The following is an 18,983-nucleotide window of genomic DNA, read 5'->3' as shown; positions in this document are numbered from 1 at the left end:
CCTCTACCTGGAGACCGCCCAGGGCCTGGTCCTGCTGGACACTCGGCTCCTGACCGGATGGGCCCTGGACCGGGCCGCGGCCGGCACACTGCTCACCGCTGAGCTCGAGCCTCTGCACACCCCGAGCGAAGCACAGGAGCAGGATGCCCTGTTCTGACACCCGAGCGCAGCGCCGCTGGGGGAGTGGAGCAGCGGAACGGGCTCTTGATGCTGCGCCGGTGGCTGGTACGCGACTGCGAGCACCGCCCCGCCTCGGCCCAGTCCCGGGTCTGCTGGGCGAGGGGCGACGTGATGACCCGTTGGCTGGCCAGCAGCGCAACCTGATGGCGCGTCGTGTGACCGGCGGGGAGCTGATCCTGGGGTGGTGCTGGTACGTCTGGGGGGAGCGCGAGCGGGAGACCGCTGAGCCGGTCGAGGGGGCTCGTGAGCAGGTCATGCGGCTCACCGGTGTCCCGGTCATGGAGCGCGGCGAGATCGGTGGCCACCCACGGGTCGGTGGTGCCCTGACGCACGCTCTACTGCCGGTCGCGGAGGGTGTGTTGGGTGGCGGTCGGTCGTGACGCGAGGGTCGAGGACCGTCGCGTCAGCAGCGGTTTCGCATAGGTCTCTTGTCACAACTGGTTTGTGATGCAAAGCTGCGTGTATGTCAGATGTATCGGTGCCTTCGCCGGGCACCCCCCATGAAGTCCTTGCCGGCCTCCGCGACCTGACCGGCAGGGTCCGCTCAGCCCAGCGCGGCACCTGGCTCCCCCTGCTGCTGTTCGGTGTGCTCACCCTCGGCGGGATCCTCGTCGACCGTTTCACCTTCAGTGTCCACACCGTCTCCACCTGCCCGGCCGTCCCCGGCACGGCAGGCGCTGTTCAGCCGGGCTGCACCGTCACCAGGCAGGGGTCGGCGGTCTACTGGACGCTCGGCATCGCCGTGGTCTACGCCGCGACCGCATGGTTCTACATCCGCCGTTCCCGCAACCGCGGCGTCGGCACCCCGGTCCGGCCCTACGTCCTCGCTGGAATCGTCCTGGTCGCCCTGGTGGCCGCGACCTCGTTCTGGGGCACTCGGCACGGGATGCCGCAGCCCGGCGCCCCGCTCGACCTCTGGGGCCTGCAACTGGATCCCGCCTCGGGGCTGACGCAGTTCCTCATGCAGCTCACCGGAGCGGCCGCATCGGTCGGGTTGCCGTTGCTGGTGCTGGCCTGGGTGGAACGCAGTCGCGCCCTGCTGTTCTTCGCCCTGGCCTACCTGGCCATCGAGCTGGCGCCGCTGTCCACCGGCTGGGCCGGGATCGGTGCCACCTCGCCCTGGTCGGGTCTGCCGCGCCTGGTCGTTCCCGCCGCGTTCCTCCTGTTCGGCGCTGTCGGCTTCGCCGTGAGCCAACGGCGTCGTCAGCGCGACGTGTCATGACCGCTGAGCCCGATCAGCACCCCGTCAACGGCCTTGACGACGTGGTCCATCAGCGCGTTCGCCTCGGCATCCTGACCGTCGCCCACCAGGCACGGCGGGTCGAGTTCGGCTTCCTGCGCACGGCGCTCGGCCTGACCTCCGGCAACCTCAGCCAGCACCTGGCCGTGTTGGAGAAGGCCGGGCTGATCCACGTCGAGAAGGGCTACGAGGGGAAGCGCGCCCGTACCTGGCTCTCCCTGACCCCCGCCGGCAACCGCGCCCTCCAGGACGAAGTCACCCAGCTCAAGCGACTCATTCGCCAGATCGAACAAGGCAGCTCGGCCCCGAAGTCCTAGCCCGGGCACCGGGGCACCGCGTCCGCAACGATCCGCTCGCACCGCAGCCCGGCGAACACCGACAGCATGCCGAACACCGTTCAAGGAACCCGAGGGAGACGTGTGACCATCACGCCGGATACCTCCGAGACGGACATGCCGCGCCGTCGCATGCTCGCAACCGCGCTCGTCGTCGGCGTCGGGGCCGCCGCGCCGCTCGGCGCCGCACGCCCCGCTTGGGCGGCTGCCACCGCCCCTGGCCCGGCGCGGCTCACCCTGCCCGTGCCCACCGGGCCGCACCCGGTGGGCACGGTGCCGCTGCACCTCATGGACGCTTCACGCCCGGATCCTGTGGCCGGCCCGGGGCATTACCGCGAGTTGATGGCCAGCGTCTGGTACCCCGCCCGGGACACCGGCGACTACCCGCGCGCGCCCTGGATGCCCGACGGCGCGATGCAGGCGTTCCTGACCTACACCGGCTTCCCCATCGACCCCACCCTCGTTCCGCTCACCGCCGGGCACGCGGGCGCCCCCGTGCACCGCACGGGCCACCGGCTGCCCGTCGTGGTGTACTCGCACGGCGCGGGCAGCCACCGCGCCGACCACACCGTCATGGTCCAGGAACTCGCCAGCCACGGCTACGTCGTGGTCACCGTCGACCACACCTACGACGCGATCACCGAGTTCCCCGACGGCCGGGTGCTCACCCCGGACAGCTACAACGTCTCCCTGTACCCGAAGGACTACGCCGCCGACATCCGCTTCCTGCTCGACTGCGTGGAGGAACTCGCCGCCGGGCGCAACCCCGATACCGACGGCAAGCAGCTGCCCGCCGGCCTGCTCGGCGCCCTGGACCCGCAGCGCATCGGCCTGCTCGGCTGGTCCAAGGGCGGCACCGCCACGGCCCTCACCATGCTCGCCGACCAGCGCGTCAGCGCCGGGTTGAGCCTGGACGGCCCGATGCAGCCGACCATCACCGCCGACCTGGACCGGCCGTTCATGATGATGACCGCCGTCTTCACCCGGGCGGCCATGCCGGACGTCGCCGAGTTCTGGACGCATCTGCGCGGGTGGCGGCTCAACATCCAGGCCGACGGGGCCCTCCACTTCTCCTACGGGGACAACGAGGTGCTGATCCCGCAGGCGGCGAAGCTCCTCGGCATGACCGACCAGCAGGTCCAGGACATGATCGGCACCCTCGATCCGGCCCGGGCGGTGCGGATCCAGCAGGCGTACCCGCTCGCCTTCTTCGACCTGCACCCGCGGCACCGCCGGGAGCATCTGCTCGACGGCCCGAGCGTGGCCTTCCCAGAGGTGAAGTTCATCCCGTGAAGTCTGGGTCCGCGCGACGGCCAACCGGCGGTGCGCGCCAAGGTCAGGGGTGGGCGGTGTCGTGGAGTGTGCGCAGGAGTTGTCGCTCGGAGTCGTCGAGGTAGGCGGTGAGGTGGATTTCGGCTTGGCGGGTGTCGCGTGTCTGCAGGGCGGTGAGGAGTTCGCGGTTGCGGTTCAGGTAGGGGGCGTGGAAGCGTTGCGGGTCGCCGGTGGCGTGGAAGGCGAGGCGTAGTTCGGCGTGGATGCGGTCCATGAAGGCTTCCAGTCGCGGGGATCCGGCCAGTCGGACGATTGCGCGGTGGAAGTGCAGGTCGGCTGTGGCGACGTCGGGCCAGCGCTGCTCGGCTGCTGCTTGTTCTCCTTCTTCCACGGATCTGCGGATTTCGTCGATGGCCCGGTCGGGGGCGCCGGCTACTTCGCGGACGGCGGCGCCTTCGATGAGGCGGCGCAGTCGGTAGAGTTCGGTGACGTCGTCGGGGTGCGGGGTGCGGACGAATACGCCGCGGTTCAATTCGTGGACCAGGAGCCGTTCGTGGGCCAGGAGCCGGAATGCCTCGCGCAGGGTGTTGCGGGATACGCCCAGGGCCGCGCCCACGGTTTCCTCGGACAGTCGTGTTCCGGGCGCGATGTGACCGTCTGTCACCTGTGTCCGTAGGACGTCGGCGATCCGTTCGGCGGTGCTGCCGCGGCCGAGGGGGCCCTTGGCCTGTTCCAGCGCCGTAACCCAGCCCGGGGCTGTGTGCGTGGTCATTGTCCCGTCCGGTGGTGTTGGCGGATCCGCAGCGTCGGAGTCTGGTTGAACAAAAGTTACCCTCCTTCGGCTCAGCTGGGAACGGGTGGAGGGGTGGTCTCTGGGCTTGTGAGGCGAACCCCTTGATGGATCGTTGAACAATCCATACGGTGGGGGCGAGGGGTGACTGCCGGGGCACAGGGGCGGAGACGATCATGGGTGTGGGTCGTGCGGATGGTGCGTGGAGCGCGGTTGGGCGGCGGCCGGCCGCGGGAAGGGCGGCGCGGAGTGTGGTCCCGGCGGCGGTGAGCCTCGCGGGGGCGTGCGGGTTATGGGTGCTCGTGCGCGTGATCGCACAGGCCTCGTTCTCCCGGCGCGCCCAGTGGATCGACCTGGCGGCTACGGCTGCGCTCCTCCTGGCCTGCTGCCTGGTCGGGGTCCGCCGGTTCCTGGGCCTGAGGTGGTTGGTGGGCGCGCTGCTCCTGCTGGGGATTCTGACGGTGCAGCGGTCCGAGCTGGACCAGCAGGCGTTGCACCGCTTCGGGCGCACCGAACACGTCAGGGTCCTGTCCGTCCAGGCATCCCAGGACGGCATGAGCGGCGGCCAGGTCAACTTCTACACCGTCTCGGTTCTCGACGGTCCGCCGCTGGCCCCGGTCCGGGGCGGCGTGTTCACGCAGTGGCCCTGGAGGGTGGGGGGCAGCTACGTGGTGACGGTGGACCCGAGGGGGCTGGCAGGGGTCGGGCGGGGCGGCGACCCCGGTGCGCCAGTGGTCCAAAGGGCGCTGCAGGTCCCGCTCGGCTTCGGCGTGGCCTGGGCCTTGTGGCGGCCGGCGCACCGCCTGCGGTACCGCAGGCGCTCTGCGGGGGCTGCGCGGGGGCTGCGCGGGGGCTGCGCTGGGGCTGTGTGCCGGGAAGGGGGGACGCGCTGATGAGGGGTGAGGGCTTTCCGGGCGACGGCCAGGCTCCGCTGCCCGATGCGGTGTTCCTGGTGACCGCCGGCCCCGAGCAGGTCCGGGACGAACTGGCGAGGATCCCGGGGCCCGCGGTCCGGCTGGCGCACGCGGTGTACCGGGCCTCGGCGCATCTGCACGGGCAGGCCGGTCCGCAGTCCCGCCGGCAGCTCTTGGCGCTGGACGCCGCCCGCTTCGGGGACCTGGGCCTGTCGGCGCGGATCGCCGCCGCACCGGTCGGGGACGGTGCGGACATGGCGGACACAGCGTGGAGCGTCGCGTGGGCGACCGGCAGCACGGTCGACCACCGGTTCCGGCACGCTCTGGTCGGCCACAGCGAACGGGTCTGCTCGGTGGCGACGGGACTGGTCGAAGGCCGCCCGGTGGCCGTCACCTGCAGCAGCGACGACCGCACGGTCCGGGTGTGGGACCTGGCCACCGGACAACCTGTCGGCGAACTGCCCGTCGGGGACAGCGAGGTCCGTGCGGTGGCCACGGGAGTGCTTCGAGGCCGGACCGTGGCCGTCGGCGGCAGCCGGGACGGGAGCGTGCAGGTCTGGGACCTGGCGACCGGCCACCGTCTCGGCGATCCGCTGACCGGCCACACCGAAGTCGTCGCCACGGTGGCGACCGCGGTGCTGGACGCACGCCTGCACGCCATCAGCGGCAGCCGGGACGGGACGGTGCGGATCTGGGACCTGACGACCTGCCGGCTCGTCGGCGAAGCCCTCACCGGGGACAACGGCCCGGTGCAGAGACTGGCGACGGCCGTCATGGAGGGCCGGCCCGTCGTGGTGGTCTGGAGCTGGGACGGGACGGTCCGGGTCTGGGACCTGGCCACCAGACAGCCCCTGGGCAGCTTTCTCGCCGACTGCGCCGCAGGCGTGCCGGCCCTGGCGACCGCGCAGCTGGACGGCCGCCCGGTCGCGGTGACCGGCAGCCAGGACGGGAGCGTGCGGGTGTGGGACCTGGCCACCGGACAACCCGTCGGGGAGCCTCTGGCCGGCTCGACCGAAGCGGTCTACGCGCTGGCGACAGGGTCGGTGCAGGGCCGCCCCGTTGTCGTGGGCGGCTGCATGGACGGCACTGTGCGGGTGTGGGACCTGGCCGCCGGACAACCGGTGGGGGAGCCTCTGGCCGGCCACGTCGACGGGGTCTGGGCGGTGGCGACCGCTGTCGTGGACGGTCGCACGGTCGCGGTGAGCGGCGGCAACGAGGACGGGGAGGCGCGCGTGTGGGACCTGTCCCCGGCCCGCCCGGTCACCGGCGTGCCCCGCGGTCACACCGGCGAGGTGCGCGCGGTGGCGGCCGGGCAGGTGGACGGCCGCCCGGTCGCGGTCACCAGCAGCCGGGACGGCACGGTCCGGGTGTGGGGCCTGGCCGCCGGCCGGCCCTGCGCCGAGCCGGTGATCAGTCCTCCCCAGCCGGTGGACGCGCTCGCCACCGCTGTGGTGGACGGCCGGCCCGCGGTCCTGACCGGCAGCTGGGAGGCCGTGGTCCGGGTCTGGGACCTGGCCACCGGCCGGCCCCTGGGGGAGCCCCTGGTGGGCCACACCGGCCAGGTGCAGTCACTGGCGGTAGCAACGCTCGGGGGAACCGCGGTGGCCCTGGCCGGCTGCCGGGATGCGACCGTGCTGGTGTGGGACCTGGCCACCCGCCGCCCGATCAGCGCACCCCTGACCGGCCACTACGGCTCGGTGGGATCGGTGGCCACCGCAGAACTGGAGGGCCGCACGGTCGCTGTCACCGGAAGCCTGGACACGACGGTGCGCCTGTCGGACCTGGCCTGCGGCACCCCGGTCGGCAGTCCGCTCACCGGCCGCATCGGCCTGGTGAACGCGATGGCCAGGACGGTGGCCACCGCACAGGTGCAGGGCCGGGCGGTCGCCGTGGTCGGGGGCTGGGACGCAACGGTGCAGGTCTGGGATCTGGCCAGCCGCGAACCCGTTGGCAAACTGCACACCTTGCACACCGACTGGGTCCAGGCGGTGGCGACCGGTGTGGTGAACGGCCGCCCGGTGGCCGTCAGCGGCAGCAGGGACCGCACCGTGCGAATGTGGGACCTGACCGACGGCCGGCCCCTGGGAAGCCCGCTGGCGTTCCCCGGGCCAGTGCGCGCGCTGACGCTGTGCCAGGACGGCCGGCTGGTCGTCGGCTTCGGATGGGAGGTCGCGGTCCTGACACCCCGGTGAGCGCGCTGCGCGCACCATGGGGCGGCCGCGGCGTCGGCAGCGGGTTCCCTCGCATGCTCTGCGAACGCGGGCGCTGGCCGCGGGGCCTGTGCCTGCCGCTGCCCCGTGGGTGGTGGCCTGCTGTGCTGAAGCGGCTGGGCGCCGCGGCACGGGGTCCAGCCGCTTCGATCAGCACGGGGGGCGAGAGGTCGCTGCGGATGCTCTCTGCAGTGCTCAGCTGTCCGGGTGGTGGTGTTGCGGGCCCGCTGTCCCGGCCCGCCGCTTGGCTGTGTCTCCTGGGGAGTACGGTGCGCCTGGTCTCCGACGCCTGACACTGGCACAGCACGCGGTCCGGCTGGGACCTGTTGACGACGCCATCGCGATCACCGCTGCCCAACTGCGCGAGATGGGCGGGCGCCTGATCGAGGCCGGACACCGGCAGGCCGGCGATCCCGACATCCTGCTGGTCATGGACGCCGGTTTCGACGTCACCGGCCACACCGGCCACGCCTGGGGGTGAGCGCGTTGGGGTGGCGGCGGCTTCTGGGGTGGTGGGACTCGTGGGGCGTGCGCGGGGGCCGGTGGTGGGCTGTGCGGGTGGCTCGGGCGCCGGGTCGCGGTGGCCCTACTCCTGGGCTGCTGCCCAGTGGGAACGGAGCGTGGCCACCTTCTCGTTGAATTCGGCCCTGGTGTCCAGGCGAAGGCCATGCATGACGCCGGGGAGGTTCACTGTCCGGCCGCCGGGGAGGTAGGCGCGTGCGACGCCCCAGCCGCCGAAGCGGTCGCCGGTGTGCACTTCGACGTCGAAGTCGGCGATGTCGGTCCAGGGTACGAACCGGCGGCTGGTGAGGGTGTGCCACGTTATGCCGGTGTCCGTGAGCGTCGCGGAGCCGAACACACGCCAGACGCGGTGGCACCAGAAGGCCGGCGCGGGGCTGGCGAGGATGGTGCCGGCGAGCCAGGGCCCGGCTGTGTGCAGGCCGTGGGGTGCGTTCGAGCCGACGAACCAGATGACCAGTGCGGTGAGGGTCGCCGAGAAGAGCACGGCTGCGCGCAGGGTGGAGCGGCGTGCCCGGGAACTGAAGGCTATGCGGATGCCGTGCCCGGGCACGTCATGGTTGTCGCGGTTCAAGGGCTTGCCTGGCATCGGCGGCGGCCCGTCTGGGCGTTGGTTGGCCATGTGGCGCCAGCAGGAGTCGAACCTGCAACTGACGGTCCCTCGGACCGCCCCCTCTGCCCGTTGGGGAACAGCGCCTTGCGTAGCGTTGGTGCGGTGCGAACGCCTACGGGACCGGTCCTGGACCGGTTCCCTGTGCCGCCTGGCTAGGACGCCGTGGAGAGTGCGGGAGTCACCGAACCGCGCCTTCGCGCCAGCCTGATGCTACGAACCGGGAGCGGCGCAGGCGACAGGTTTTCCTGACTCGCCCCCGGGCTTGACCGCCCTCCTCGTGCGTCACCTGCGCCGACGACCTGCGATCCTCGCTGGCGGTCGCTCTCGCCAGGCTCCGGAGACCTCGCGCACGGATGCGAAGACCGGTTCGGGCGGGCGGAGCGGCCCAGCCGCCGGGGGAAGTAGGCCAGCAGCGAGGAGTCGAACGCGGTGTCGTGCAGTCCCGGCCCGCACGCGGCCTTCCACCGCGGGCACCCAACCGCCAGGCCCGCCGGCGAACCTCCATTGCGAGCCGGGACCTTGGGACAGGCGCGTGGCTCCGCTACTTGTCGTGCCGGTGACGCTTTGCGCGGTTGACGAGGATCACCACCTCACGGCGACCAGCGCGCGAACCACTGCAGCATCGCCTCGAGGGACCGATCTTGGAGCAGCCTGCCTGTCGACGTCCGGGGTGGCGGCCTGTCTGTGTCAGGGCCGTAGTGCGGCCGACATCAGACGTACCACCTTCATGAACTGCTGCGGGCTTACGGAGTCGATCGGGGCCGGGAGCGGGGTGCCCTGGGTGCGGGCGAGGACGATGTCGTCAGGGACGGCGCGCAGGTGCACGATGGCCAGCCCGGGTGGCACGCAGAGGAGGTATTGGCCGAAGTTGCCGATCGCCATGAAGGAGCCGCGCCCCACCAGTCGCGGGAGCCACCAGAGGTAGCCGTAGTCGAGCTGGACGTCGGCGCCGCGGTTGACCTGCACTGACGTGCTCTCGGACGTCCAGGCCGCGGGTACCACCTGCCGATCGTCCCAGCGGCCGTCCTGCAGCATCATCGTGCCGATCCGTCCGAGATCGCGGGCGGAAAGGAAGATGTGATGGGCGAGGTGTTCGGAGACCTCGGGACGGCCGAGCAGCCGCTGGCGGGCCGGGTCGAAATCCTCGAAGCCGACCGGTGCGGCCAGGTCCTCGGCGAGTGCTGTGAAGACGGACCGTCCGGTGCAGCGTTCGAAGATCGTGCCCAGGGCGTTGAAGTCCCAGTTGTTGTAGAGGAACAGCGTGCCCGGTGGCTGTGTGCCCCGGGGCGGCGCACTCTCCTCGGGGCCGGCCACGGTCGACGGTGGGTGGTAGACCCCGGAGCTCGAGGTCAGCAGGTCGCGCACGGTGGCGCGGCGTTCTTGCGGCAGCAGCCCGCCGGTGTCGTCGATTCCGAGCTCGTCGAGGGTCGCGTCGAGCCTGATGGTTCCGTCGGTGACCGCCGTTCCGTACAGGACGGACAGGATGCTCTTGCGCGCCGATGCCATGAAATGGGGTGTGCTCGTCTCGCCGTGGTCGAACACGACTCGGCCCCGGTTGAGCACGAGGAACGCGGTGGTGGGCAAGGCGTCGAGCGCGTCGACGACGGGCTGGAAGGCGCTCATGCCGGGCCCGGTGTGGAGCGGCCCGCCAGTCCGAGCATGATGGCTAGCGCGGCTCGCCGGGTCACGCCGTGATCGGTGAGCACTTTGCCCGCGCGGCTGCCGGGCGCGCGCAGGAGGCCGAGGAACAGGTGGGCCGCGGCGACGCCGTGCCCGTCCGCCTCGGCGACCGCGCCGTCGATCGCCCGGCGGGCGTCCGGTCCGATACCCGGTCGAGTGCGGCCGGTCGCCTCGACCGGCTGTTCGCTGTCCGGCTCCCGCTCCAGCGCGGCTCGAACGTCGGACGGGTCGACGTCGAACCCGCGCAGCACGGCGCCGGCCAACCCGGCTGGGTCGTCGAGGACCGCAGCGAGGAGGTCGCCGCTGTCGACCGCGTCGCGGCCGTACTGACCCGCCCGTGTCTCGGCGCGGCGCAAGCATCTGAGCGCCTCCTCGTCGAAGCGTTGCACAACACCGGCGCTGACCAGGTCATCGACGGTCAGCCACGCGAGGAATGGCGCGTATCGCTGTTGCGCACCCTGCTTGCTGAGACCGCGAGGCGCGCCGATGTCCGCCCAGGAACAGCCCTCGGCCCGCGCCATCTCCACGAACAAGCCGATCAGGCTGTTTCCGAGCATATTGAGGTCACTGGCGAGCTGCTCTGCGGCGGCGATCTGCCGGACAGGGTCGCGGGGCTCGTTGATGCCGGCGAGAACCACCAGGCCAGCCAGTTCGGACAGGGTAGGCATCTGAGGCATGTCAACACTCTAATCGCAATGTTGCAGACGTCAACACTTTCATTGACGGAGTGAGTCCGTTGCAGAGAACTTGACCCAGTCTGAAGCCTTTGCCTGAGTCGGCGATGCGGTAGAGGACTACAGCCACCAACTCCGGATGGAGGATCAGGTCCAGCGGCACGGCGGTGAAGTTCGGCCGCCTGCTGTCCGAGCAGCTGTACCAGCGCCCGGCCGCCTGCTGTCCGAGTAGCTGTACCAGCGCCCGGCCGCCGAACTGGTTCCTGTCCGCTCCGCCGCCCGATCCCGCCGACGCACAAGCCGGTCACCCCCGGCCAGGGGGTCCTCCTTCGCGGGCGGGGCCGAGGGGCGCAGCCAGGAACTGGACGGCAGAGGCGCGGCGGAAGAAGTCGGATGCGGGGCGGCCGCAGCCCCAGCAGTCCTGTTCGGGGCTCGCCATACTGGAGATCTCCTTCTGATGACTGGGCAGGAAGCACCCGCGCGGCCGGCCAACCATCCAAGGTGGGACCGGTCGTAGGGCGCAGAACGCTGGTGCCCGCCAGGACCTGCATCCCGAGGAACACTCTGTCGGAGTGTGGACGCAGGACCTGTGACCCGTTGATCGCTGCCTCTTCTTGGACAAGGACGCCGTGATGCGCTGGTTCTGCAGGGTCGCCCGGGCGGAGCTCCAGACCGCTCCGCCGGTATGTCCGAACTGCTGTGCAGCAGGTTGGTTGCCCTGATTGAGGAACGGCAACGTCAGCGGTGTGAGCGATTGCAAGGTGTGTGATCTCATCCGGCACTGCTGGCTCCACGAGGCATTGGCGGGCTCCAGTCTGGTCGTGACACGATCACCACCCACGGAAACCCGAGCCGATCCGGATCGACAGCCAAGTGGACCTGTGGTCGGAGCCTGACTGAGGAGTGACGGGCCGATGCGTGCGGTTGTCTTCGAAGCGCCGCTGGTAGGGCGAGATGACACGGTTGGTTCGCTGGCTCGGGCGTTGGAGGTGCCGGAGACCTCGCTCGGTGCTTTCATGCGCGCCAACATCTCGCAGGGCACCGACTTGGGAGTTCGGGTCTGTGGGTCATGGAATCCGGCAGCCTGGTTGACGAGCACCTCATCACCGAAGTCGTCCGTGACGGCCTGCAGCGGCTGACCGGCACGGGCTTTCTCCTCCTTGGACACCCCCGCACCGTCTCGCTGGCGTTTGCCCTTGATGACCTGCTCCGCGAGCTCGACGCTCCTCTCGACGGTGTGGTGCACCTGCGTCTTCCCGATTCGGAGGTGGAGCGTCGCATCGACCGCCTGGCGGCGCGTCGCCGTTGCCGTAACGACCGCACTCACCGCTTCGAACCGGAGGTGGACCACCTCGACGTCGAAGGCGTCTGCCACTGCGGAGGAGAGCTCTATCAGCGCGAGGACGAGACCGAGACCCGGTACCGCAACATGTTCCTGTCCTACGAAGCGATGTTGGAGCCCCTCACCCGGCACTACGCCGAGCAGGGCCTGCTCGTCACAGTCGATGCTGCCGGCACGTTCGACGAGATCTCCAGTCGCGCGCTCGCCGCGCTCCAGAAGCACAGCCTCTGACTGGGGCCGGGCGAACGGTTGGTCAGCAATGCGGAAACCGATGGATGCAGATGGGTTTTGCTTTGGCTTGCCGTGAGGCCGGCCCGCTCTCGTTTAAACCCTCTGCAATGCAGTTGATGTGGAATAGATTAGTCCGACCGGCGCTGTCGGGACTCGGGCGCCGTGAGCGATGGATGAGGTCTCGTAGTCCCGGGAAGTGCATGGCGCCATGAATGCGTGCTTCTGTGCGCCCCCGCCTGCTTCAACCGAACGTTTTAATGGAGAACTGGTGGTCATAATGAGGGCGAGCGGCGTGTCCGAGGGCTGGTTACCTATTCCACGTGACATGGCCTCGAATTGCAAGTGTATGGGCGTTTCGGTCGTGGTGCTTGACTTGCAGATTCTACGGGGGGTGATCCGAAAATGATCACAGCGAGGCACGTGCGGCACGTGGGCTCGATCGTGCTCATCGGAACCGTTTCCTGCGTTGGATCGATCGCACTGACGGCCGTCCTGGTCCGAGTCCCCGGCCTCCAGACCAGTGGCAGTGGGAACGCAGGCCAGGCCTTTGGCGCAGCTGCCGCCTGCGCGTCATTCTTCGTCCTCTTCTACATGGCTAGAAGTTTTCGCCTGCAGGCCGACGAGTCGCGCTTGCGCCGCGAAGAAATGGCGGAGCAGTGCGAGGAGATGAGGCTACAGCGCCTTGATGCCAAAACGGGACACGACTACACCGAGCGATTGGCGCAGGCTTCAGTGCGAGGCGAGCACGTGACACTGATGCGCCTTGCCCTCGAGGATCAGGTATTGGCGGACGTCTGGCCCAGCTATGGTCCCGATATAGCGCCCGATCGTCAGCGACAGTTCTGCTATGCGAACCTGATCATCTCATTTCAGTGCATGGTCTACAGCATGAATTACTATACAGATGATGAGGTTTTGGAGGCACTCAGGCACCTGTTTAGCAGCCCCGTCATCGACGCCTTCTGGGAGCACACACGGCCGACACGTGCCCGCATCTCGCCGTATGGTGGCAAGATGCGTAAGTTCTATGAACTCGCGGACCTGGCCTGGCAGAGCCGTACGGACGACGAAGCGGCCTGAGTTTGTGACTCCGTCTAGGTGGACTGCGTCATTGTGCTCGGGAGTTGCAGTCCGGCGCTGATGACGACTTCGCGAGGAACGACTACGAGACGTTCGCCGGGACCGACTCCTGAACCTGTGGGCAAGGAATGAGCGAGGGCTTCGTCTGCTTCGACTCCGATGAATCCGAAATCTCCGGTCGACAACTCGAATACTGCCGGACAATTACTTTCGGTGATGCACCGATCCAGGCTGGGCGTCGTAGAGTCAAGTCGTCTTACAATCTTCATGCTCACCCAGTGCCTGTGATTGCCAGAGGAATGCGGCGGTGCTCTTGACATCCGTCACGGTGGAGCAGGCTAGCAGCCTAAGCAGGGGTGTTTCAAAATTCCCGATGATCAGGCGAGTCTGCAGGTCACAGTGTTGCAGGGTTGTCGTGTCATGGAAGCAACGATTCTCTGGTCGAGCAGGGTGTCGTTCCCAAGTCGCCCTGCCCATGGGAGTTTCGATGTGCGGTCAGTTGTCCACCCTCTGGCTGGTGAAGCCGCTCGGCCTGTGTGTGTCATGTCGGTTGGGTGTCAGTGGGTGTGCTGTCAGTGACGGTGTGCCAGCTGGGTGGGTGTTCTAGCTGTTCAGCCGGGTCTGGAGGGTGTGGAGGGTGTGGGCGCTGATGTCATGAGGGTGGCGCGGCGGGGTGGTCTTCATGGTTGCGGGGTGGTGTTTCGGTGTGTTCGGGCCTGGCTCGCCGGCTGGGTGGACGGGTTGTCGGTGGGGGCTGGTGGGTGTGGTGCCTGTGGATGCGTCAGAGGACCTCCGTGTCGTGGCCGAAGAGGTGAAGGCGTTACGGGCCGCTGTCGCCTGGCGGCGGTGTGGGCCGCCGCTGGGCTGGCTGGCGCTCGTGGCCTGGGAGGCCCGGCACGGGGTGGTGCTGCCCGAGCCCTACCGGACCTTCGTCGCGGAGATCGCAGACGGCCGTTCTCTGAGGCTGGGCTCGGCTGATGGTCCGCTGCTGCCGCTGGGTCGGCTTCCCGGGAGTTGGCACCGCTGGGACTCGGTGAACTGGCTGTCCCCGGAGCCGTTCGACAGCCGGACTCCGCGTGATCTTGCGGCACCGTTCCCGCTGGCTGAGGAATGGCAGTGGGAGTACGACTTCGACCCCGGGGAGCATGTCGGCCTCATGGCTTCGCTCTACCGCGACGGCTCTGTCATCCTGATCGCCGAGGAACCCGGCTCGTACTGGGCGCTGATCACTGCCGGACCCCAGCGGGGGGAAGATCTGGCTGCTCGCGGACGGCTGCGCCTTTCCTTGTACGGGCCTGGATCGCGACAGTGTTCATGTCCTGGGCTTCCTTGCGTGGGGCAGGCAGTGGCAGGCTCCGGGGCCGGATCGTGCAGGACCGCTATCACTCTGAAGGGGGCTGCTGTGCCCGCTGAGCGCTCGCCCGGGGCGCCGTTCGGTGTCCGTGCCTCTGGTAGCCGACCGGACCTGATCGCTGGTGGGGTACCGCTGGCCGAGGTGATGGCTGCGCTGGCTGGGGCGCGTCCGGTATTTCATTCGGAGGCGGATCTGCAGCACGCGTTCGCGCGGGTGCTGTGGGAACGGGCGCCGTGGGTGGAGTGTCGTCTGGAGGTGCGGCAGACCGGCTCGGACGATCTGGAGCAGCAGGGGGGTGGGGCGCTGCCACTGGTGGGCTGCGATCCGCGAGTGCCGCCACAGCTGCAGCGCCAGGTCGAAGCCCTCACCGATCAAGGTGGTCACGACGGTGGCCACCACCAGGGTGGCCAGGATCCGGATCCACGCCACCGTGGCGCTCCACCCGCCCCTTACGGCGCGCTCCACTTCCTGCAGCCGTTACCGGTCCAGGGCCGGGTCCCGCATCGTGAAGTGGGTCGACCAGGCTCCAAGTCGCAGCACCTGCGGACCGTACGCCATCGACGACCACAACACGACGCGCGAGGGTCAGAGCCATCGGGAAGGCGCGATGACCCGCAGGCGTACCGCGGCTCAGGCCAAGGTGACGTTCATGCCGCCCTCTGTCAGGACGTCGAGGACTTCTGCGAAGAGGTCGTAGGACTGGCCTTCCGGGGCCAGCACCCGGGACAGGTGCTCGCGCGCGGTCGCGGCGTCCCGCCAGAGCAAGGTGGCAGGAGCGGTATAGCCGAACGTTCCGCGTAGGCAGTCGACGAGGGCGTCCAGACAGCCGCCGAAGTAGCCGCCCGGCCCATTCACCGCCTCGCCGATCGCCAGGTAGAGGCCCGGTTCGTCAGTGATGTGCTGGCCGTCGAGCTCGTAGGAGTGACCGGCTGGCCGGTCACTGTGGGTGCGCCGGCAGCCCCGCTCTCGGACGAGGTCGTGCCAAGCACCCCGCAACCGTGTGTCGAAGCCGGCCCAGGCACCTGGCGTGTCTGGCGGCCCGGCGAACCATCGCTCCCAGACGGGCCGGGCGTACTCGGGAACAGGTGCGAAGAGGCCCCCGTCGAACTCCAGGTCGAACAGGTCTGTCCCGTAGGAGGACGGGCGCCAGGCGCCGACCCTGGCCCACAGCAGTCGATCGGTGAGCGGCTCACCGTGGTCGTCCTGTATCTCCAAGGTGGCCTGCTCCAGGTCCAGCGCTCGCCGGGTGCCCTTCGCCAGTGCAGCCCTCAGCTGGTCACTCGGGGCGAGTCCCCGCAGGACGAGCGGGAGCGCCGGCTGGTCGGCCGGCAGGGCACGGGCGATTTCCCGGCAGGAGCCCAGCCACCGGTGCTTGTCGTGCACTCGTACCGGGCCTCGGAATCCCTCGGGTGGTCCTTCATAGTCGTCCAGGCCAGTGAGCACGAGGCTGTCTGTTCCGGGCTGCTGCCCCAGGCTCTCCGCGTCCTCCAACAGCCAGGGATCAAGCGCCTTGTCTTCCGGCACCAACCACACCCGGCTGCCGACCCAACTACGTACCTCTGTTTGTGGAACCCAGCCGAACAGCTCGTAGGCCCCGCGCCGCGGTTCCCCGAACAACCCTTCCGCCCCGGCGCAGACACCCCAGGCATGACCGTGCTCCGTCTCAACCAGCGTGTACCGCGTCCGCCCGCGATGCTTCCCGTCCTCATGCACGGTGGGCATCATGCCGGGATCCGGACCCCACGGCGAAGCCATTTCCCCTGTAGCCGATCACGATGCCGTAGAGCAGCGCGGTCATGGACCACCAGCCCGCCCTCACCGGTCAGCTGCCCCCGGCACGAGCCCGGTCCACGAGCATCCCGATCAGCTGGTCGTCCACCGCCCCAGCGGCAGCAGCGTCCACGGTCCCCTTGGTCACGTCAGTCACTGATGAATCCTCTTCCCCAGGCCAGCCATCCGGCTACCTGGCACGGCGGGTGATCCGCCGTTAATTCGACACTCCCGATCCCATGCCTCCGGGCCAGGTGTGAGGTGGCCCCATGGCCGTACTGTCGGCAGCCGCAGGGTGCCGTGGTCGGTTCTGGGTTGGTTGGGTCGTCTGGGTCACGGCTGTGGCGGCAGGGCTCGAACCTGTGTCCACCGGGTCTCGAGCCGGTTGCTCTACCGCTGAGTTGCACCACGGCCGTGACGTCCGGGGGGTGCGTGCGGGGACAGGGCTCGAACCTGCGTGCGCCCGGATAGGCGGCGCCGGGTGCTTCACCGCTGGCCTGCTCCCGCAAGCGTCGTGATCCTTGCCTGCCGTGTGCGGCCGGTCGACCGGAATGCCGCGTGGCCGGCTCGCTCGCTGGGCGCGGGGATTTGCGCGGGGAACACCCCGGTGGTGCATAGGAGTTGCGCGGCCTGCGGGGCTCCCTGTCCGGTGGTAGTTCCTCAGCCGGGCCGGTGGGCTTGTCGGTCTGGTTCAGGTCCGCGGGATGGTGAGCCGCCCGATCTGGCTGGTCCTGTGCGAGGCGTGTGGGTCCTGGAGGGGGCGGGTCAAGCAGCGGTGCCGTACCAGGTCCGTTTGTTCGGTTGGAGTCGGTGTCTTCGGCTGGCCGAGGAGGTATTGGTCTGGGTCGGGCTCCTGGTCGACGTTGAAGTGAAAGGCGGTGTCGGTGAGGTAGTCGCGGCGGAAGTCGGTTTTCCACTGCGAGTTGTGGCCCCAGCCCAGTGAGCCGTCGAGCGTCTCGCGGTAACGGCGCATGAACACCTCGTGCAGCGGTGAGCGGTCCGCAATGCCCGCGACCAGGTGCTGGGCGCCGGCACGCACCGTCACACCGGTGCGGTTGAACAGCATCTGCCCGAACATCAGGCCCGGCCAGAGCGTCCCGGTGATCTCAACCGGTGCCTGAGGGCGCTGGTGCTGCGTGACGTGGACGACCTCGTGGAAGAACGGTTCGAACGTGGCCTCGCCGATCGGGGTCATGCCGAGCCGGGAGAAGGCAGCCAGGTACTGGGCACGGGTGACATGCGGCCAGCGCTCCGGCTCGTGGATGTCGTGCGCCCAGGGCGTCTCGGAGCCCGGAGGCAGCTGTGGCTGGAACTTGTAGATCAGTGCGTCGCTGACACGGCTGAGTGCGTACAACAGCTCCAGGGGATCTCCGAACTCGTACGTGGCCCGGGTCCATCCGCCGAACACGGCCAGCGGCAAGAGGGCCTCCCGGACCGCATCGGCGTGCTCGTCCAACCACGGGTCCACCACAGCGGGGAAGGCGTCCACCCCCTGGTACTCCTGCACAGCGTGGAAGAGCCGGCGAACGCACAGGGCGGAGGTCACGCAGTGCAGCGTAGACAGCCGCGCCCGCTCGGTCGACGGGGTTTCCCGCGAGGTCGTATCAGCCGTACGGCCGCGTACCTGCCTCTCTGGGGCAGCACGGGAGAGCCGAGACGGCCCGCCCGAACCGGGAGGGTGTTGAGCGGGCTTCGGCGCCGAGGGCGATGTCGAAGCCGGCGCCGTTGCGGGCCAGCCCCATCAGCAGGATGCCGGTCCATTCGAGGACCGGGGCCATCTCGAGTCCTCCCGTGTCCAGGGGCCGCAGGTCGATGCTCTCCAGAAACGCCCCTGGGCGGTCGACCACGCATTGAACGCGATCACCCATGCCATGACGTCCTGGGCTTGCTTCGCCCCACCTTCACCGTTGCGGAACTGGCTGAGCCGCTCTTCCGCATGCGACACGCCGGTCTTGTGTCAGCTGGGTTGATGTTCTAGCTGTTCAGCAGGGCCTGCTGTGCCAGCGTGCGGACCCGCTCGATCGTGACCGCCGAGGGGGCCGCGTCGGACCTGACCCGCGGCTGCGCCTGGTGCTGAGGCCACCGTGAGTCGGCCGGCTGGTCAGCCGAGTGGGAGTTGCTGTCCGGGTGGCGGGGGAAGGAGTGGGGCCCGCAGGCGGTTGATCGTGGCGTGCCAGGGGCCGGGTACGACGCTCTCTTCCCAGAGTTCCAGGAGTTCGCTGGGCGGGGTCTGGACGCGGTCCAGGGCTTGGACGGCGAGTGTACGAAGGTCGGTGGCCAGGTGGGGCAGGGGCTTGTCCGGGCCGTAGGCGGTGGTGACGGGCTGTCCGCCGGGGCATTGGGCTGCGACCAGGGCGGCCGCGGCGACGGCGTGGACCGCGACGTCGCTGTCGAGGTAGCCGGGGGTGTCGACGGCGCTGGTCAGAGCATGCCGGATCATGGCCTCCCGCTCGTTCTCGGCTGCGTCGTCGAGGTCGCCGGCGAAGTCGGCTGCGGTGTCGTTGTCGAAGGGGCCGACGTCCCAGGTACCCATGACGCTCTCCTGCTCTGTCGTAATGACCGGCATCGTGCCAGTGACCACTGACATCGGCCGATGTTCACAGTCCGAAGGGGCAGTGGACCGGCGGCACCGCCATGGTGCTGGGGCGGGTCCCATGTCCTGGGATCGCCGCGGCCCCACCCTCACCAGCGCATGTGGAGGTTGTCGAGGGCGGTGTGTTGTTCGGGGGTGAGTTTGGTGCGGCGGGATCGCATGTTCATGATCCATACGCCGAGTTTC

16 protein-coding genes, 2 tRNA genes and 1 pseudogene are annotated in these 18,983 nt (G+C 69.4%); 9 read left to right on the top strand and 10 right to left on the bottom strand.

Going from position 1 to position 18,983, the window contains the following annotated elements; genetic code table 11:
• The first annotated feature begins 323 nt into the window (after positions 1 to 323).
• From IF29_RS0140640 to IF29_RS0140625, 4 genes are all read left to right on the top strand, one after another.
• On the top strand, positions 324 to 560 hold the full coding sequence (locus tag IF29_RS0140640; protein WP_030267372.1) for a hypothetical protein: 237 nt from the start codon (positions 324 to 326) through the stop codon (positions 558 to 560).
• A gap of 83 nt (positions 561 to 643) precedes the next feature.
• On the top strand, positions 644 to 1,402 hold the full coding sequence (locus IF29_RS0140635; RefSeq protein ID WP_157624201.1) for a hypothetical protein: 759 nt from the start codon (positions 644 to 646) through the stop codon (positions 1,400 to 1,402).
• Positions 1,399 to 1,737, top strand: coding sequence for a winged helix-turn-helix domain-containing protein (locus IF29_RS0140630; RefSeq protein ID WP_030267368.1), 339 nt, complete (start codon positions 1,399 to 1,401; stop codon positions 1,735 to 1,737). Before IF29_RS0140635 ends, IF29_RS0140630 begins: the two co-directional genes overlap by 4 nt.
• Positions 1,738 to 1,839: 102 nt before the next feature.
• Positions 1,840 to 3,048: an alpha/beta hydrolase family protein gene (locus tag IF29_RS0140625; RefSeq protein ID WP_030267366.1), complete on the top strand. Its 1,209-nt coding sequence runs from the start codon at positions 1,840 to 1,842 to the stop codon at positions 3,046 to 3,048.
• Positions 3,049 to 3,091: 43 nt separating this feature from the next.
• Here the strand turns inward: IF29_RS0140625 and IF29_RS0140620 are convergent, their stop codons facing one another.
• Positions 3,092 to 3,799 (bottom strand): GntR family transcriptional regulator, encoded by a 708-nt coding sequence (locus IF29_RS0140620; protein ID WP_030267363.1) that lies wholly within the window; start codon positions 3,797 to 3,799, stop codon positions 3,092 to 3,094.
• Positions 3,800 to 4,119: 320 nt separating this feature from the next.
• Here IF29_RS0140620 and IF29_RS0140615 point away from each other — a divergent pair, with 320 nt between their 5' ends.
• From IF29_RS0140615 to IF29_RS45680, 3 genes are all read left to right on the top strand, one after another.
• Complete coding sequence (locus IF29_RS0140615; RefSeq protein ID WP_157624200.1) at positions 4,120 to 4,710, top strand: hypothetical protein; 591 nt, start codon at positions 4,120 to 4,122, stop codon at positions 4,708 to 4,710.
• A complete protein-coding gene (locus IF29_RS0140610; protein ID WP_051726685.1) occupies positions 4,710 to 6,923 on the top strand; it encodes a WD40 repeat domain-containing protein in 2,214 nt (737 codons plus the stop codon). Before IF29_RS0140615 ends, IF29_RS0140610 begins: the two co-directional genes overlap by 1 nt.
• A 262-nt stretch (positions 6,924 to 7,185) precedes the next feature.
• Complete coding sequence (locus IF29_RS45680) at positions 7,186 to 7,422, top strand: hypothetical protein (protein WP_157624199.1); 237 nt, start codon at positions 7,186 to 7,188, stop codon at positions 7,420 to 7,422.
• Positions 7,423 to 7,527: 105 nt separating this feature from the next.
• Here the strand turns inward: IF29_RS45680 and IF29_RS0140600 are convergent, their stop codons facing one another.
• The 4 genes from IF29_RS0140600 to IF29_RS42950 all read right to left on the bottom strand — a co-directional run bounded on the left by IF29_RS0140600 (position 7,528) and on the right by IF29_RS42950 (position 10,430).
• Complete coding sequence (locus tag IF29_RS0140600; RefSeq protein ID WP_037598637.1) at positions 7,528 to 8,082, bottom strand: PH domain-containing protein; 555 nt, start codon at positions 8,080 to 8,082, stop codon at positions 7,528 to 7,530.
• A gap of 1 nt (position 8,083) precedes the next feature.
• A tRNA-Leu gene (locus tag IF29_RS0140595) sits at positions 8,084 to 8,157 on the bottom strand.
• Between the two features lie 603 nt (positions 8,158 to 8,760).
• Positions 8,761 to 9,696 carry a serine hydrolase domain-containing protein gene (locus IF29_RS0140590; protein WP_037598635.1) on the bottom strand — a complete coding sequence of 312 codons (936 nt, stop codon included), beginning with the start codon at positions 9,694 to 9,696 and terminating at the stop codon, positions 8,761 to 8,763.
• Positions 9,693 to 10,430: a Clp protease N-terminal domain-containing protein gene (locus IF29_RS42950; protein WP_084715554.1), complete on the bottom strand. Its 738-nt coding sequence runs from the start codon at positions 10,428 to 10,430 to the stop codon at positions 9,693 to 9,695. The genes IF29_RS0140590 and IF29_RS42950 overlap by 4 nt, the downstream gene beginning before the upstream one ends.
• 1,003 nt (positions 10,431 to 11,433) lie before the next feature.
• Here IF29_RS42950 and IF29_RS42945 point away from each other — a divergent pair.
• Positions 11,434 to 12,000 (top strand): annotated as a pseudogene (locus IF29_RS42945) (nucleoside monophosphate kinase); the annotation flags it as partial.
• A 429-nt stretch (positions 12,001 to 12,429) separates the two neighbouring features.
• A complete protein-coding gene (locus tag IF29_RS0140580; RefSeq protein ID WP_157624198.1) occupies positions 12,430 to 13,080 on the top strand; it encodes a DUF6082 family protein in 651 nt (216 codons plus the stop codon).
• A gap of 1,984 nt (positions 13,081 to 15,064) precedes the next feature.
• On the opposite strand, the gene IF29_RS0140570 is transcribed toward IF29_RS0140580, so the two are convergent.
• From IF29_RS0140570 to IF29_RS0140550, 5 genes are all read right to left on the bottom strand, one after another.
• Positions 15,065 to 16,159, bottom strand: a complete 1,095-nt coding sequence (locus IF29_RS0140570; protein WP_030267340.1) for a barstar family protein — start codon at positions 16,157 to 16,159, stop codon at positions 15,065 to 15,067.
• A gap of 478 nt (positions 16,160 to 16,637) precedes the next feature.
• Positions 16,638 to 16,711 (bottom strand) — tRNA-OTHER (locus IF29_RS46690).
• Positions 16,712 to 16,895: 184 nt separating this feature from the next.
• On the bottom strand, positions 16,896 to 17,660 hold the full coding sequence (locus tag IF29_RS0140560) for a hypothetical protein (RefSeq protein WP_157624197.1): 765 nt from the start codon (positions 17,658 to 17,660) through the stop codon (positions 16,896 to 16,898).
• A 148-nt stretch (positions 17,661 to 17,808) separates the two neighbouring features.
• Positions 17,809 to 17,982: a hypothetical protein gene (locus IF29_RS48360; protein ID WP_232242897.1), complete on the bottom strand. Its 174-nt coding sequence runs from the start codon at positions 17,980 to 17,982 to the stop codon at positions 17,809 to 17,811.
• A 323-nt stretch (positions 17,983 to 18,305) separates the two neighbouring features.
• Positions 18,306 to 18,737: a DUF4259 domain-containing protein gene (locus IF29_RS0140550; RefSeq protein WP_030267331.1), complete on the bottom strand. Its 432-nt coding sequence runs from the start codon at positions 18,735 to 18,737 to the stop codon at positions 18,306 to 18,308.
• Positions 18,738 to 18,983 lie beyond the last annotated feature (246 nt).

Origin of the sequence: Streptacidiphilus jeojiense, assembly GCF_000719095.1 — a bacterium.
Classification (GTDB): domain Bacteria; phylum Actinomycetota; class Actinomycetes; order Streptomycetales; family Streptomycetaceae; genus Streptacidiphilus; species Streptacidiphilus jeojiensis.
Note: the sequence above shows the minus strand (reverse complement) of the source record. Positions and strands in the feature narration are given on the sequence as shown.

Coding starts and splice junctions, on each gene's coding strand:
- IF29_RS0140550 (WP_030267331.1), bottom strand. CDS start 18,737: ATGGGTACCTGGGACGTCGGCCCCTTCGACAACGACACCGCAGCCGAC.
- IF29_RS0140620 (WP_030267363.1), bottom strand. CDS start 3,799: ATGACCACGCACACAGCCCCGGGCTGGGTTACGGCGCTGGAACAGGCC.
- IF29_RS48360 (WP_232242897.1), bottom strand. CDS start 17,982: ATGGCCCCGGTCCTCGAATGGACCGGCATCCTGCTGATGGGGCTGGCC.
- IF29_RS0140570 (WP_030267340.1), bottom strand. CDS start 16,159: ATGATGCCCACCGTGCATGAGGACGGGAAGCATCGCGGGCGGACGCGG.
- IF29_RS0140640 (WP_030267372.1), top strand. CDS start 324: ATGGCGCGTCGTGTGACCGGCGGGGAGCTGATCCTGGGGTGGTGCTGG.
- IF29_RS0140590 (WP_037598635.1), bottom strand. CDS start 9,696: ATGAGCGCCTTCCAGCCCGTCGTCGACGCGCTCGACGCCTTGCCCACC.
- IF29_RS0140610 (WP_051726685.1), top strand. CDS start 4,710: ATGAGGGGTGAGGGCTTTCCGGGCGACGGCCAGGCTCCGCTGCCCGAT.
- IF29_RS0140630 (WP_030267368.1), top strand. CDS start 1,399: ATGACCGCTGAGCCCGATCAGCACCCCGTCAACGGCCTTGACGACGTG.
- IF29_RS0140635 (WP_157624201.1), top strand. CDS start 644: ATGTCAGATGTATCGGTGCCTTCGCCGGGCACCCCCCATGAAGTCCTT.
- IF29_RS0140600 (WP_037598637.1), bottom strand. CDS start 8,082: ATGGCCAACCAACGCCCAGACGGGCCGCCGCCGATGCCAGGCAAGCCC.
- IF29_RS42950 (WP_084715554.1), bottom strand. CDS start 10,430: ATGCCTCAGATGCCTACCCTGTCCGAACTGGCTGGCCTGGTGGTTCTC.